The following is a 12,943-nucleotide window of genomic DNA, read 5'->3' on the forward strand; positions in this document are numbered from 1 at the left end:
GCTTGGCCGGGGGGGCCGGGCGTTTGTAAAAAAAACCCCGCCGGGGGGGGGGGGGGGGCGCGCGGGGGGGGGGGGGGGGGGGGGGGGGGGGGGGGGGGGGCGGGCCCCCCCCCGGCCCGGCCGCTCAGTCGGTCTCCCGCGCGTGCCGCGAAAGCGCCGACGTGGCCAGCGAGTTGTGCACGCTGAACGCCACCGTCCCGGGCAGGTAGCGGTCCTGGGACCACTCCACCGGCGTCCCCGTCGGGTCGGTGGTCCGGCGCCGCTCGCGCAGCAGCGGGCTGCCGCGCCGGCAGCCGAGCAGCCGGGCGTCCTCCGCGTTGGCGGCGACGATGTCGATGGTGTGGTCGGCGTCCGTGAACAGGATGCCGTGCTCGCGCAGCACTTCGGTGTGCGAGACCACGTCGGGCGGCAGCTGGGCGACGATCTCGCCGACCCGCGGCGGGTAGACGGTCCGCTCGACCATCACCGGCGCCCCGGACAGGGTGCGCAGACGGACCGTCAGATAGACCTCGGCGCCCGGCTCCAGGCGCAGCTGCTCACGCTCGGCGGCGTCGGCGGGGCGGTGGACCAGCGAGTCCAGGATGCCGCCGGGCTCCTCGCCCATCGAGTACGCCCAGTGCGTGAAGCTGAGCAGCTCGGAGAAGCTCTGCACCCGCGCGGTGCCCAGCACCACCCGCCGGGTGCCGCGCCGGGAGGTAACCAGCCCGTCCGAGCGCAGCACGGCCAGCGCCTGGCGGACGGTGCCGCGCGAGACGCCGTACTGCTCGGCCAGCGCGCCCTCGGCGGGCAGCCGGCCGGCCTCGCCGTACGCGCCGGTGGTGATCGCCTCGCGCAGGTCGGCGGCCACCTTGCGGTAGAGGGCGCCGGCGGCGCGGTCCTCGGCCGGTGCGGCGGCGGCACGGCCACGGCCCGGCGGCGGGGCGGGCTCCGAGGCCGTCGTGAGGTCCTCACCCGGCGCGGCCGAGCGGTCCTGGCCCGGCGCGGTTCCTGCGGCCGCGGGGCGGTCGGGCTCCAGTGCCACGTCAGTCAATGTCCCTCCTGGGGCGGTGTCCTGCGCAACCGTACCGGCGCGGACAGCCCGACCTTATCCCGCTGCGCCCTCGAAGCATCGCACTCGGCCGATCGCTCCCGGACGGCCCGATTCGACCGTTCCCGCAGCCGACCCCGGTTCTGGGCCGTCCGTTCACCTTCCCGTCACCGGGCTCCGGCGTACTTACCCCCGTCAGCGAAGTTGGCTAGTCAACTCGGCCCCGTCCGAACCTCCTCTCCGCCCGACTCCGCCCTCGCGAAGGCCACTCTCAGGACCCCCGGGCCCCCTGAGGCCCCTCGCGAAGGCAGCCCTCGCGAACCTCCCCCTCGCGACCGGCACCCCTCGCAGTACGCCCCCGATCAGGAGACTGACCCGTGACCGTGCACCGTGCCCGCGCCGCCGCCTTCGCGGCCGTACTGACCGCCGCCGCGCTCTCCCTCACCGCCTGCGGCTCCGCCGGTTCGACCACCGCGAAGTCCGGCGACGCCGCCAAGGCCGGCACCAAGGACGCCAAGGACGCCACCTCGCTCGCCGACTTCGGCGGCATGGACGGCCTGGTCGCCGCCGCCAAGAAGGAGGGCAAGCTGCACGCCATCACGCTGCCCCGGGACTGGGCGAACTACGGCAAGCTCATGGACTCGTTCAAGGCCAAGTACGGCATCGAGATCGAGGACGAGAACCCGGACGGCTCCAGCCAGGACGAGATCAACGCGATCACCTCCCGCAAGGGCCAGGACCGCGCCCCCGACGTGGTCGACCTCGGCAGCGCCTTCGCGCTCCAGGCGGTCAAGGACGGCCTGCTCGCCCCCTACAAGGTCGCCACCTTCGACAAGGTGCCGGACACCATGAAGGACGCGAACGGCGCCGCCGTCAACGACTACGGCGGCTACGTCTCCATCGGCTGCGACGCCAAGAAGATCGCCAACTGCCCGAAGACCTTCGCCGATCTGCTCAAGCCGGAGTACAAGGGCCAGGTCGCCCTCAACGGCAACCCGACCAAGTCCGGTTCCGCCTTCGGCGGCGTCTACGCGGCCGCGCTCGCCAACGGCGGCTCGCTGGACAACATCCAGCCCGGCATCGACTTCTTCGGCAAGCTGAAGCAGTCCGGCAACTTCAACCCGGTCGAGTCCACCCCGGCGACCGTCGAGAAGGGCGAGACCCCGATCTCGATCGACTGGTCCTACCTGAACGCCGGCTACACCGACGAGTTCAAGGAGAAGGGCGTCGACTGGAAGGTCTCCGTCCCCAGCGACGGCAGCTACGCCCAGTTCTACAACCAGGGCATCAACAAGTGGGCCCCGCATCCGGCGGCCGCCCGCCTGTGGCAGGAGTACCTGTTCAGCGCCGAGGGCCAGAACCTCTTCCTCGGCGGCTACGCCACCCCGTCCACCTTCGAGGCCCTGAAGAAGGACGGCACCCTGGACACCGCGGCCGCCGCCAAGCTGCCGGCCATCGAGAAGCCGTTCACCACCTTCCCGACCCAGGACCAGATCACGGCCGCCAAGAAGGTCGTCACCGAGAACTGGACCAAGGCCATCGCGGGCTGACATACCGTCACCTCACCTCGAACGGGCTGATCCCACTCATGACCACGGCTCCCACCCCGGTGCCGACCACCCCCGCCGCCACCGTTCCCGGTGGCGGCGCGGGGGCGTCCGCCACCGACACCGCCACGACCACCACCCCCACCCCGCGCCGCGGCCCGGCGCTGCGCCTCGGCGGCGGCTCCTGGCTCGCCACCGTGCCGCTCTTCGTCTTCTTCGCGATCGGCTTCGGCCTGCCGGCCGTCGCGATCGTGATCGGCGCCTTCACCACCTCCAGCGACGCGGAGGGCGGCGGCGGCCGGTTCACCCTCGACAACGTCACCGCCTCGGTCCAGGGGGCCTACTGGACGGCGATGGTCAGCAGCCTCAAGCTTTCCGCGCTCACCGCGCTGCTCTCCACCGTGATCGGCCTGCCGATCGCCCAGGCCGTGGTGACCTCCCGGTTCACCTGGCTGCGCCAGGCGGTGCTCACCGCCTCCGGCGTCCTGGCCAACTTCGGCGGACTGCCGCTGGCCTTCGCCTTCGTCGCCACCCTCGGCAACGCCGGCGAGATCACCAAGCTGCTCCACCTCACCGACCACGGCTGGTCGCTCTACTCCTTCACCGGCCTGACCGTCGTCTACCTGTACTTCCTCGTCCCGCTCATGGTGCTCACCATCACCCCGGCCCTGGACGGCCTGCGGGTGCAGTGGCGCGAGGCGGCCCACAACAACCGGGCCACCACCGTGCAGTACTGGCGCCACGTCGCGCTGCCGATCCTGCTGCCCTCGCTGCTCGGCGGGTTCGTCCTGCTCTTCGGCAGCGCCTTCGCCGCGTACGCCACCGCCGCCGCCATGGTCGGCGCCACCGTGCCGCTGGTCAGCCGCTCGATCGCCGACGCGCTCTCCGGCAACGTCCTGGTGGGCCAGGGCAACCTCGCCCTCGCCCTCAGCCTCAACATGATCGTGGTGGCCGTCCTGGTGATGGCCGTGTACCTCCCCCTCCAGCGCCGGAGTGCCCGATGGCTCAGCTGACCTCCGCCCGCACCTCGTCCGGGCGCCCGAAGGTGCGCTGGTGGCGCGGTGCCGTCCTGCTCCTCGCGGGCGTCTACTTCGTCGTCCCGCTCGCCGCCTCCGGATACTTCTCCATCGACGACCCGAAGGGCTACTCCTTCGAGGCGTACACCGGCCTGCTGAGCGCCCCCGGCTTCCTCGACAGTCTCTGGCTGACCCTCCAGCTCGCCGTCGTCACCGTCCTGGTGCTGCTGCTCCTGCTGGTGCCCGCGCTGATCGCGGTCCGGCTCGGCGCGCCCCGGCTGCGCCCGGTGATCGACGTGCTCTGCACGCTGCCGCTGGTCGTCCCGCCGGTCGCGCTCACCGCCGGCCTGATCGGCGTGCTGCGCTGGGGCCCGGACTACCTGATGGACACGCCGTTCTTCCAGACCTTCGTGTTCATCCAGGACCCGGACTTCCCGCTGGTCCTGGTCATCGCGTACGTGCTGATGTCGCTCCCGCTCGCCTACCGGGCGCTGGACGCGGGCCTGCGCGCGGTGGACGTCCGCACCCTGGTCGAGGCCGCCCGCAACTGCGGTGCGAGCTGGCCGCGCGCGGTGTTCACCGTCGTCCTGCCGAACCTGCGCGGCGCGCTGCTGAACGCCTCCTTCCTCACCCTGGCCCTGGTGCTCGGCGAGTTCACCGCCGCCTCGATCCTCGGCTACCAGCCCTTCCCCGTGTGGATCTACTCGGTCGGCAACAGCCAGGCCCACATGTCGGTCGCGGTCTCCATCCTGAGCCTGCTGATCACCTGGCTGCTGCTGCTCCTGCTGGCCGCCGTCGGCCGCGAGCGCCGGCACAGGACCACGTCCTGACGTCCGCACCGCTCGGCCGCACCGTTCGGCCTCACTGTTCGACCTCCCGACGTCCCGAGCTCCTGAATTCCACGGAGAAACGAACCCCCATGACTTCCCTCGCAGTTGAGAAGACCGCCACCGCCCCGGGCGGCGCCACCGTCGAGTTCCGCACCCTGCGCCGGGCGTTCGGCACCACCACCGCGCTGGACGGCCTGGATCTCACCGTCCGGCCGGGCGAACTCCTCGCCCTGCTCGGCCCGTCCGGCTGCGGCAAGACCACCGCGCTGCGCATCCTGGCCGGCTTCGAGCAGCACGACTCCGGCCAGGTGCTGGTGGACGGCGAGGACATCACCCGGATCCCCGCGCACCGGCGCGACGCCGGCATGGTGTTCCAGTCCTACAGCCTCTTCCCGCACCTTACCGCCGCCGACAACGTCGCCTTCGGCCTTCGGATGCGCGGCACCGGCAAGGCCGAACGGCGCGGTCGCGCCCAGGAGTTGCTGGAACTGGTCGGCCTGCCGCAGCACGCCGACCGCTACCCGCACCAGCTGTCCGGCGGCCAGCAGCAGCGCATCGCGCTCGCCCGCGCGCTCGCCCTGCAGCCGCGCGTCCTGCTGCTCGACGAGCCGCTGTCCGCGCTGGACGCCAAGGTCCGCCTCTCGCTGCGCGAGGAGATCCGGCGCCTCCAGCAGGAGTTGGGCATCACCACCCTGTTCGTCACCCACGACCAGGAGGAGGCGCTCTCGATGGCCGACCGGGTCGCCGTGCTGCGCGCGGGCCGGCTGGAGCAGTGCGCCACCCCGTCCGAGCTGTACGCCCGCCCGGCGACGGCCTTCGTGGCCGAGTTCGTCGGCACCATGAGCCGCATCCCGTGCACCCGGACGGCCGACGGCGTCGAGGTGCTCGGCCGCCGCCACGCCGTGGACGGCACCGCGCCCGCCGAGGGCGAACTGGAGGTCCTGGTCCGGCCCGAGAACGTGTCGCTGGCCCCGGCCGGGGACGGCCCGGCCCTGGTGGTCTCCGCGTCCTTCCTGGGCGCCGTCACCCGGCTGACCGTCCGCCTCGCCGACGGCACCGAGGTCAAGGCCGACCTGCCGACCGAGGCCGCCGCCACCCTGCCGATCGGCTCCCGCGCCGCGCTCACCCTGCCCGAGCGGCCGGTGCTGGTGGACCGCCGTACCGTCTGAACCGACCTGTCCGTCCCTACTGCACTGCCTCTGCCGCCTCTACTGCCTCTGCTGCTGAACCACCGAAGGTACCGCCATGCCTGAGACCCCCCTGCCCGCCGCCGTCCTCTTCGACATGGACGGCACCCTGGTCGACACCGAGCACCTCTGGTGGCAGGCCGCCGCCGAACTCGCCGAGGAACTCCAGCACCCGCTGACCGACCAGGACGCCCCCGAGGTGCTCGGCCAGGCGATCGAGCACACCGCCGCCCATCTGCACCAGGTCAGCGGCACCTCGCTCAGCGAGGCCGAACTCGCCCACCGCCTCGGCGAGTCCTTCTTCGGCAAGGTCTCCGCCGAGACCGTCCCGCGCCCCGGCGCCCTCGCGCTGCTCGCCGAACTGCGGGACGCCCGGGTGCCCACCGCACTGGTCTCCGCCTCGCCGCGCCGGGTGGTGGAGCTCGTCCTCTCCACCATCGGCCGCGACTGGTTCGCCGTCACCCTGGCCGCCGAGGACACCGAGCGCACCAAGCCCGCGCCGGACCCGTACCTCGCCGCCGCCGACCGCCTCGGCCTGGACCCGGCGGCCTGCGTGGCCGTCGAGGACACCCCGACCGGCGTCGCCTCCGCCACGGCCGCCGGCTGCGCGGTGCTCGCCGTGCCGTCCACCGCCACGCCCATCCCCGACGGCTCCCGGGTCACCCTGCTCGACAGCCTGGTCCACGCCGACCTCGCCCTGCTCGGAAAGCTCGGCGCCCGCCCGGCCGGCTGACCACCGTGCCCTACCTCCTGCTCGCCCTCGCCATCACCAGCGAGGTCTGCGCCACCAGCTGCCTCAAGCTCACCGAGGGCTTCACCCGCCTCTGGCCCAGCCTGGGCGTGGGCATCGGCTACGCCCTCTCCTTCCTGCTGCTCGGCCGGGCCCTGAAGCACATCCCGGTCTCCGTCGCCTACGCCGTCTGGTCGGGCGCGGGCACCGCCGCGGTGGCCGGCATCGGCGTCATCGCCTTCGGCGAGTCCCTGGGCCGCCTCCAGTGGCTGGGCATCGCCCTGGTGATCGTCGGCGTCATCGTCCTCAACCTCAAGGGCGGCCACTGACCGCCGGCGTGTCGGTGCCGGGTGCGAGCATCGGGCGCATGGGAGTTCTCTTCAACTACTACACCGCCGCCGACGACCGGGCCGCCGCCGGGGCGATCGTGCGCGACGACGACGAGCCGTTCGGCACCGGGTACGACGAATTCACGGTGAAGGGGATCGACCCGATGGTCGGCCTCCTTCCCGCCGAGTCCCTCCTCACCGGCAGGCCCGAGGCGCAGCTCGCGGCCGATCCCGGGCGCAACCGGCTGGTCGCGATGCTCGAGGACGGCGAGATCGTCGCCCTGACCATCCCGGACGCGCTCCGCGACGCCCTGACCGCCGCCGACCACCACACGCTGACCGCCGCCGGCCTGGCCTGGTCCCGGTCCGACACCTCCGACATGCTCCCGGACGAGGCCCACCTCACCGAGTTCCTGGAGCAGTTGGCCGCCCTGGCCCGCCGGGCGGCGTCCCGCGGCCACCACCTCTACTGCTGGATCTGCCCGTAGCCACGCACAGCCCCTTCCACCCAGGGCCGGCCCCACCCGTGTACAGGAAGTCGACGCGTCCGACTTCCTGTACACGGACTCCTGGTCGTACGACGGTCAGTTGGGGACGTCATCCAGGTCGAACACGCTGCCGAGCTCACCGGCGGCGGGCGTCTCGACCTTCGGAACGGTGCCCAGACCCGAGTACGTCACGGTGACGGACTGCTGCGCGCCGTTCTTCTCGCCGAACTCCCGGTACTGGACGAGCTCCTGTCCGGCGTTGAGCCAGAAGTCGACGGTGAGCGTCCGACCGCCCCTCACCATGGCCCGCTCCAGAGCGGTGCGGCGCTCCGGGGAGAGACCCGGGATCCCGGCGGCCACGGTGGCGATCTCCTCGACGGCGCGGTAGCGCGTGAGCCGGACGCCGTCGACCGTCTCGGTCCCGGCCTTCTGCATCACCAGAGCCGCCGCCGTCAGGGCCGCCTTCGGGTCAAGCTCGTCCGCCCCGGGGGCGGACGCACCGCCCCCGCAAGCGGTGAGCCCCGCGACCAGTACGGCCGATGTGACAGCGGCACGACGCACCCCGCCCATGGCAAGTCCCCCATGATCCTTTCCCGAACAACCCGGCGGACCTTAACGGATCACCAAACCCACCCGACAGCGAATTTCCACAGCCCGACGGGCGTGGCCACCACCGGAACGGCCCGCGCACACTTCGACCTCCTCCCCCGACTTGGCAGCGGTTCCAACGGCCACGACGGTGGCGGTGGCCGCCCTCCGACGCAGGACGCAGAACCGGTGCGGAGTGGGTCAGTTCACGGAATGTTCCCCTCTGGTGATGTGTGCGGCTTGGTGTGTGCCGGGGCTCCCGACGCCGTTTCGCGACATCACGCGGACGGAAGGGCCGACATCGCCGCCGAGGACGAGCACGGCGCCCGGACCGTACTCCTACCGACGTACACGCAACCCGGGTCCACCGCCGGCCGCAGTAGAGCCATCAGAAGCCGTCGACCCACTGGCCGCCATCACCGGTGGCGGGCGGGTCGGGCACGCCGCCGCGCGCGAACTCGGCGATGCCGGGGATCACCCTGCGCGGCACGGCCGGCTCGGCCGGCACGAACTCACCTCCCCGGTACGGTCTCGCCGCTAGGCGGGCCAACTGGCTTGTCGGGCCGCGCTCGTTGGGCCGAGCCCGCCGATCGGCGTCCACTCGTGCTCCAGGATCGAGTAGGTGATCGAGTCGCGCCAGGCGCCATGGACGAAGACGTGGTCGCGGATCCGCCCGTCCTCGGTCATCCCGGCCCGCGGCAGCGTGCGCGCCGATGCCTCGTTGAGCGGCGAGCGGGCGGCCCAGATCCGGTGCAGGCCGAGGACGTTGAAGCCGAGCGCGCACAGCAGGTGGACGGTCTCGGTGCCGAGGCCCTTGCCCCACGCGTCCGAGTGGAGGGCGAAGCCGATCGTGGCGGCCTGCTGCGGCTCGGTCGCCAGGCGGGCGTACCCGATCAGCTTCTGCTCGCCGCGATGGGTGACAGCGAGGCACTACTCGGTTCGCGGGGTGACGCTCGCGGAGGCGATGGACCGGGCCGTGATCGCCTGGACCTGCTCACGGGTGCGGGGCTCGAAGCTGAGGTGGCGGGTGGCCTCGGGGTCTCCGTAGATGGCCAGGAGGTCTTCGGTGTCCTCGGATTCGACTTCGCGCAGCGCCAGGCGCGGGCCGGCCGGGTAGAGGGTCATGGCTGCGGATCCTATCCGCCGGGTCACCGAACGAGGACGGAGTCGGGGCGGCGCAGGTAGGCTCCGCGGCCGGCGTTCGGGAGAACTGGAACGGTGCCCACGTGACAAGGTCCGCCGAGCCGTTCGACGACGGCTCGGCGGACCGGGTGGCTCTCGTGCCCGGGCTCGCTCAGCGGCCGGTCAGCAGGCCCGGCAGTTCGGCGATCGAGGCGAGGACGTGGGTCGCGCCGTCCGCCCGCAGGCGGGCCTCGTCGTGGGCGCCGGTCAGGACGCCGGCGACGACGGAGGCGCCCGCGCGGGTGCCGGTCAGCATGTCGTAGCCGGTGTCCCCGGCCACCGCGACCTGGCGGACGGAGTCCGTGGCCGTGCGCAGCAGGGCGGTGAGGGCGAGGTCGGGGTACGGGCGGCCGCGGCCGGCCTCGGCGGGGCAGAGGGTGAGGTCGGCGACGGACTGCCAGCCGAGGGCGGTCAGGATGCGGTCCTGGGTGGCCCGGGAGAAGCCGGTGGTGAGGACCACCTTCCGGCCCTGGCCGCGGAGTTCGGCGATCGCCTCGGCCGCGCCCGGCAGTGCGGCGCAGTGGCCCGCGTCGACCAGGTCGTGGTAGGCGGCCTCGAAGGCCGCGTTGGCCCGTTGGGCCTTGTCCTCCGCGCCGAACAGGTGGCGGAAGACGGAGATCTTGGACTCGCCCATGGTGGCCCGGACGTGCTCCAGCATGCGGGCGTGCTCGGGGCTGCCGGCCTCGACGCCGAGCGAGCCGGCGGCGGCCTGGAAGGCCTGCTCGACCAGGCCGTCGTCGGCGACGGTGGTGCCGGCCATGTCGAGCACGACCAGGCGGATGTCAAGCGACATGTTCGGTTCCTCCTACAGGTTGGCGAGGTCGGCGGTGGTCTCGGCGATGGCGGGCGAGCAGGTCATGCCGCGGCCGCCCGGGCCGGTGACCAGCCAGACGCCGTCGCGGACCCGTTCACGGTGGACGACCCGGGTGGTGTCCACGCACTGCGCGTACACCCCGGCCCAGCGGCGGCGCACCCGGGGCAGCGGGCGGCCGAGCAACTCCTCGGCCACGCCCACCAGGTGGTCGTACGGGTCCTCGACCACGTCGAAGCCGAACGGCTGGTCGTACTCGTGGGTGTCTCCGATGGTGAGGCCCCCGTCGCGGCGCTGGACCATCAGCAGCTGCATCCTGTGTTCGGCGGCGACCGACGGCTGCGGCTGGACGGCCTTCAGCCGCTCCAGCGCGGCGCCCGCGAAGGCGGGGTAGTAGCGGAAGCTGTCGCCGTCGGCGACCGAGGTGGTCAGCGTCTCGCCCAGTGGGTCGGTCTGCATCATCTGCAACCGCACCTTGCGGACGGGCAGTCGGGGCGCCAGCTCGCGGACCAGGCCGCCCAGCCAGGCGCCGGTGCAGAGGACGACCAGGTCGCCGGTGTGCACGTCGCCGTGGTCGTCGCGGACGGCGTTCTCGCCGATCACCTCGCGGACCTCGCGCCCGGGCAGGAAGGTGTAGCGGCCGCTGGCCAGCAGGGCGGCGCGCAGGGCGGGTTGGGCGGTGCGGGGTTCGACGGCGGCATCCCGTTCGCATGCCAGCGCGCCGAGCAGCCTGCCACGCAGCGCCGGGTTCTGCGCCCTCGTCTCGTCGGCGTCGAGCAGCCGGTAGCCGCGCGCCTCGGCGTCGGGGAGGGTCAACGCTTCTTCCGCGACGGCGAGTTCGGCCTCGGTGCGGATCGCGGTGAGCGATCCGTTGGCCCGGAAGCCGAGGTCGGGCACCCGGGCGCCGATCCGCTCCCACAGCTCGCGGGCGCGCAGCGCGGTGTCCAGTTCCTCGCCCTCCGCCCGGCCGCTGACCCAGACCAGGCCGAAGTTGCGCACGGAGGCGCCGCGCGCCTCGGCCTCGCGCTCCAGGTGGACGACCTCGTGGCCGCGTTCGACGGCCTGCCAGGCGTGCATGGTGCCGAGCACGCCCGCTCCTACGACGATGACTCTCATGCGGCCAGACTGGTGCGGCGAGGTGTCCGAGGGGAGTCCGAGCAGCGGCGCCGAGGTGAACCGGCCGAAAAGTTGTACAGACAACCCATGGCCGGTGCGCCGGGTGACACCGCGGCGGCCCGCGATGTCACCCACGGCCCGCCCGGTCAGGCGGCCCGGACCGGGTCGGTGCCGAGCCACCAGGCCGGGGCGGCGGTGCCGTCCGTGGTGCGGCCGTCCGCGTGCACGTAGTGCCGCACATCGCGGCCGGGCTCGCGCAGTTCACCGTCGAGGGCGCGCTCCAGCCACTCCGCACCGAAGCGGAACACCTCGGCGGCGGTGCCGCCCAGCGGGTGGAACTCGTTCTCGTAGACCCGCATCTCCTTGGGCGCGCGGATCCGGTCGTAGGTCGCCATCGCCTGCTCCAGCCGGGTCAGTTCGTCGAACTCGCCGATGCCCACGAGGACCGGACAGGTGATGTCCGCGACGAGGTCGCCGAGCGGCATCCGGGAGGCGAGCTCGCGGTCGAATGCCTCCTCGTCCTCATAGCCGGCCATGAACATGTAGTTGTTCTTGAAGGTCGGCTGCGCCCGGTTGAAGATCGTCTCGAAGTCGCCGCTGACGCCCTCGAAGCCGGCCAGCGCGGCCAGTCGCGGGTCGGTGGCCGCCGCCCGCATCCCCCAGTAGCCGCTCATGCTGATGCCGAACATGCCGATCCGCTGCGGGTCCACCTCGGGCAGGTCGGCCAGGTGGTCGATGTAACGGCCGATGGCACGCTCGTAGTTGGTGAGGTCGACGGTGAGCCCACCGGCCCGGGACTCGCCCTGGCCGGGCCCCTCGATCGAGAGCGCGACCACACCGCGGGAGGTGTAGTAGCGCTCCGCGGCGTAGATGTAGTCCTCCTTGATCATGTCCATCCCCGGGCCGAGGATGACCGCCGGCGCGCCCTCGACGGCCCCGGCCGGCAGGTGGAGCAGGGCGTGGATGTGCGAGCCCTCGAAGTCCAGCACCACCCGGCGCACCCGGCGGCCGCGCAGCTCGCCGAGCCGCGCCACGCAGTGGTTGGTCCGCTCCCGGAACGCCCGCTTGCGCGGGTCGGCGGCGTCGAAGACGGAGTACTGCGCCCGGCCCCACATCACGGCGGCACGCAGGTAGAGGTCGGCGGCGGTGCGGTCGTAGCCGCCGGCCTCGTGGTGGGCGGCCCGCTCCTCGGCCTGGCCGGCCACGGTGGCCCACGCCTTGGGCAGCATGGCGCCGCTCCGGACGAGGGCGAAGACCTTGTCGAAGTCGGTGTGGTCGTGGCCGAGCTGTTCCATCGTGCCCTTGGCCTGCGGGTGCAGGGCGTCGAAGCCGCCCTGCGCGAGGGCGATGTCCAGGGCCCAGCTCTGTCCGGTCGATCGCATGGTCATGGGAGGTACGCTCCGTTCGGCGCAATTACATAAGTACTTAATCATTAAGTGCTTACACTTGCTGTGCTGTCAACCCGCCGCCGAAGGAGCACCCTCATGACCGACCCGGAACACCCGCGACCCGGCGCCGACCACCGGCCCTCCGACCGGGGCGGCACCCGCGCCCTCGCGCTGGACGGGCTGGCCCGCGCCGCCTACAGCCTCAGCGCGGCGGACGCCCGGCTGCGCGGCCGGGCCACCCGCACCCGCGGCGCGCTCTCGCTCACCCACGCGCGGGCCCTGCGCGTGCTCGCCGACGAGGGGCCGCTGCCGGTCAGCCGACTGGCGGCGGGCACCGAGACCACCGCCGCGGCCGCGACTCAGCTGGTCAACGGCCTGGAGGAGGCCGGCTACGTCACCCGCGAGCGGCCGGAGCACGATCGCCGGTCCGTCGTGGTCACCCTCACCCCGGACGGCCGCGAGCGGCACCGCCTGCGCCAGCAGGCACTGGCGCAGGCCCTGGAACGGCTGACGGCCGGCCTCGACGCCGCCGAGGTCGACACCGTCACCACCGTCCTGCGCGGCCTGGCCGAGGTCTACGACGAGCTCTGAACGCCCGCGCCCACGGAGAAGAGCCGGGGCCACCGACGAGGACCGGCCGACGAAGCCCGACAGGACAGGCCCCCCGGGCCGGGAACCGCACCCCTCCCGGCCCGGGGGGCCAC

Annotated in this window: 15 protein-coding genes and 1 pseudogene; 8 read left to right on the top strand and 8 right to left on the bottom strand. The window is 72.9% G+C overall.

Annotated features, from left to right (window positions below; genetic code table 11):
- Positions 1-124: 124 nt before the first annotated feature.
- A complete protein-coding gene (locus ACIQIB_RS12695) occupies positions 125-847 on the bottom strand; it encodes a GntR family transcriptional regulator (RefSeq protein ID WP_400757877.1) in 723 nt (240 codons plus the stop codon).
- A 557-nt stretch (positions 848-1,404) separates the two neighbouring features.
- On the opposite strand from ACIQIB_RS12695, the gene ACIQIB_RS12700 reads away from it, so the two are divergent.
- The 7 genes from ACIQIB_RS12700 (at position 1,405) to ACIQIB_RS12730 (ending at position 7,154) form a co-directional block, all read left to right on the top strand.
- Positions 1,405-2,577: an ABC transporter substrate-binding protein gene (locus ACIQIB_RS12700; protein WP_363615229.1), complete on the top strand. Its 1,173-nt coding sequence runs from the start codon at positions 1,405-1,407 to the stop codon at positions 2,575-2,577.
- Positions 2,578-2,615: 38 nt separating this feature from the next.
- Positions 2,616-3,587, top strand: coding sequence for an ABC transporter permease (locus ACIQIB_RS12705; RefSeq protein WP_400757790.1), 972 nt, complete (start codon positions 2,616-2,618; stop codon positions 3,585-3,587).
- Positions 3,575-4,420 (top strand): ABC transporter permease subunit, encoded by an 846-nt coding sequence (locus ACIQIB_RS12710; RefSeq protein WP_363615233.1) that lies wholly within the window; start codon positions 3,575-3,577, stop codon positions 4,418-4,420. The genes ACIQIB_RS12705 and ACIQIB_RS12710 overlap by 13 nt, the downstream gene beginning before the upstream one ends.
- An 89-nt stretch (positions 4,421-4,509) precedes the next feature.
- Complete coding sequence (locus ACIQIB_RS12715) at positions 4,510-5,589, top strand: ABC transporter ATP-binding protein (RefSeq protein ID WP_363615235.1); 1,080 nt, start codon at positions 4,510-4,512, stop codon at positions 5,587-5,589.
- A 76-nt stretch (positions 5,590-5,665) separates the two neighbouring features.
- A complete protein-coding gene (locus tag ACIQIB_RS12720) occupies positions 5,666-6,340 on the top strand; it encodes an HAD family phosphatase (RefSeq protein ID WP_363615237.1) in 675 nt (224 codons plus the stop codon).
- A gap of 5 nt (positions 6,341-6,345) precedes the next feature.
- Positions 6,346-6,666, top strand: a complete 321-nt coding sequence (locus tag ACIQIB_RS12725) for a multidrug efflux SMR transporter (protein ID WP_363615239.1) — start codon at positions 6,346-6,348, stop codon at positions 6,664-6,666.
- 38 nt (positions 6,667-6,704) lie between these two features.
- On the top strand, positions 6,705-7,154 hold the full coding sequence (locus ACIQIB_RS12730) for a hypothetical protein (protein WP_400757792.1): 450 nt from the start codon (positions 6,705-6,707) through the stop codon (positions 7,152-7,154).
- 96 nt (positions 7,155-7,250) lie between these two features.
- On the opposite strand, the gene ACIQIB_RS12735 is transcribed toward ACIQIB_RS12730, so the two are convergent.
- The 7 genes and pseudogenes from ACIQIB_RS12735 to ACIQIB_RS12765 all read right to left on the bottom strand — a co-directional run bounded on the left by ACIQIB_RS12735 (position 7,251) and on the right by ACIQIB_RS12765 (position 12,239).
- Entirely contained in the window at positions 7,251-7,715 is a 465-nt protein-coding gene (locus ACIQIB_RS12735; RefSeq protein ID WP_400757793.1) for a hypothetical protein, read from the bottom strand.
- Between the two features lie 564 nt (positions 7,716-8,279).
- The gene (locus ACIQIB_RS12740; RefSeq protein ID WP_363613561.1) at positions 8,280-8,429 is read right to left on the bottom strand and encodes a GNAT family protein; all 150 of its coding nucleotides are present in this window, start codon (positions 8,427-8,429) and stop codon (positions 8,280-8,282) included.
- Between the two features lie 6 nt (positions 8,430-8,435).
- Positions 8,436-8,654, bottom strand: a pseudogene (locus ACIQIB_RS12745) (GNAT family N-acetyltransferase); the annotation flags it as partial.
- A gap of 18 nt (positions 8,655-8,672) precedes the next feature.
- The gene (locus tag ACIQIB_RS12750; RefSeq protein WP_400757795.1) at positions 8,673-8,867 is read right to left on the bottom strand and encodes a GNAT family N-acetyltransferase; all 195 of its coding nucleotides are present in this window, start codon (positions 8,865-8,867) and stop codon (positions 8,673-8,675) included.
- A gap of 169 nt (positions 8,868-9,036) precedes the next feature.
- The gene (locus ACIQIB_RS12755; protein WP_363613557.1) at positions 9,037-9,717 is read right to left on the bottom strand and encodes a phosphonatase-like hydrolase; all 681 of its coding nucleotides are present in this window, start codon (positions 9,715-9,717) and stop codon (positions 9,037-9,039) included.
- A 12-nt stretch (positions 9,718-9,729) separates the two neighbouring features.
- The gene (locus ACIQIB_RS12760) at positions 9,730-10,851 is read right to left on the bottom strand and encodes a TIGR03364 family FAD-dependent oxidoreductase (RefSeq protein ID WP_363613555.1); all 1,122 of its coding nucleotides are present in this window, start codon (positions 10,849-10,851) and stop codon (positions 9,730-9,732) included.
- A 146-nt stretch (positions 10,852-10,997) separates the two neighbouring features.
- On the bottom strand, positions 10,998-12,239 hold the full coding sequence (locus ACIQIB_RS12765; RefSeq protein WP_363613553.1) for an alpha/beta hydrolase: 1,242 nt from the start codon (positions 12,237-12,239) through the stop codon (positions 10,998-11,000).
- A 96-nt stretch (positions 12,240-12,335) separates the two neighbouring features.
- Here ACIQIB_RS12765 and ACIQIB_RS12770 point away from each other — a divergent pair, with 96 nt between their 5' ends.
- Positions 12,336-12,830, top strand: a complete 495-nt coding sequence (locus ACIQIB_RS12770; RefSeq protein WP_363613551.1) for a MarR family transcriptional regulator — start codon at positions 12,336-12,338, stop codon at positions 12,828-12,830.
- The last annotated feature ends 113 nt before the right edge of the window (positions 12,831-12,943 follow it).

Origin of the sequence: Kitasatospora sp. NPDC092286, from assembly GCF_044755565.1 — a bacterium.
GTDB lineage: Bacteria > Actinomycetota > Actinomycetes > Streptomycetales > Streptomycetaceae > Kitasatospora.

What these genes read in the sequence shown, in the direction of transcription:
- ACIQIB_RS12705 (WP_400757790.1), top strand. Translation starts at nt 2,616, where the DNA reads ATGACCACGGCTCCCACCCCGGTGCCGACCACCCCCGCCGCCACCGTT.
- ACIQIB_RS12710 (WP_363615233.1), top strand. Translation starts at nt 3,575, where the DNA reads ATGGCTCAGCTGACCTCCGCCCGCACCTCGTCCGGGCGCCCGAAGGTG.
- ACIQIB_RS12715 (WP_363615235.1), top strand. Translation starts at nt 4,510, where the DNA reads ATGACTTCCCTCGCAGTTGAGAAGACCGCCACCGCCCCGGGCGGCGCC.
- ACIQIB_RS12720 (WP_363615237.1), top strand. Translation starts at nt 5,666, where the DNA reads ATGCCTGAGACCCCCCTGCCCGCCGCCGTCCTCTTCGACATGGACGGC.
- ACIQIB_RS12730 (WP_400757792.1), top strand. Translation starts at nt 6,705, where the DNA reads ATGGGAGTTCTCTTCAACTACTACACCGCCGCCGACGACCGGGCCGCC.
- ACIQIB_RS12740 (WP_363613561.1), bottom strand. Translation starts at nt 8,429, where the DNA reads ATGACCGAGGACGGGCGGATCCGCGACCACGTCTTCGTCCATGGCGCC.
- ACIQIB_RS12750 (WP_400757795.1), bottom strand. Translation starts at nt 8,867, where the DNA reads ATGACCCTCTACCCGGCCGGCCCGCGCCTGGCGCTGCGCGAAGTCGAA.
- ACIQIB_RS12755 (WP_363613557.1), bottom strand. Translation starts at nt 9,717, where the DNA reads ATGTCGCTTGACATCCGCCTGGTCGTGCTCGACATGGCCGGCACCACC.
- ACIQIB_RS12760 (WP_363613555.1), bottom strand. Translation starts at nt 10,851, where the DNA reads ATGAGAGTCATCGTCGTAGGAGCGGGCGTGCTCGGCACCATGCACGCC.
- ACIQIB_RS12765 (WP_363613553.1), bottom strand. Translation starts at nt 12,239, where the DNA reads ATGACCATGCGATCGACCGGACAGAGCTGGGCCCTGGACATCGCCCTC.
- ACIQIB_RS12770 (WP_363613551.1), top strand. Translation starts at nt 12,336, where the DNA reads ATGACCGACCCGGAACACCCGCGACCCGGCGCCGACCACCGGCCCTCC.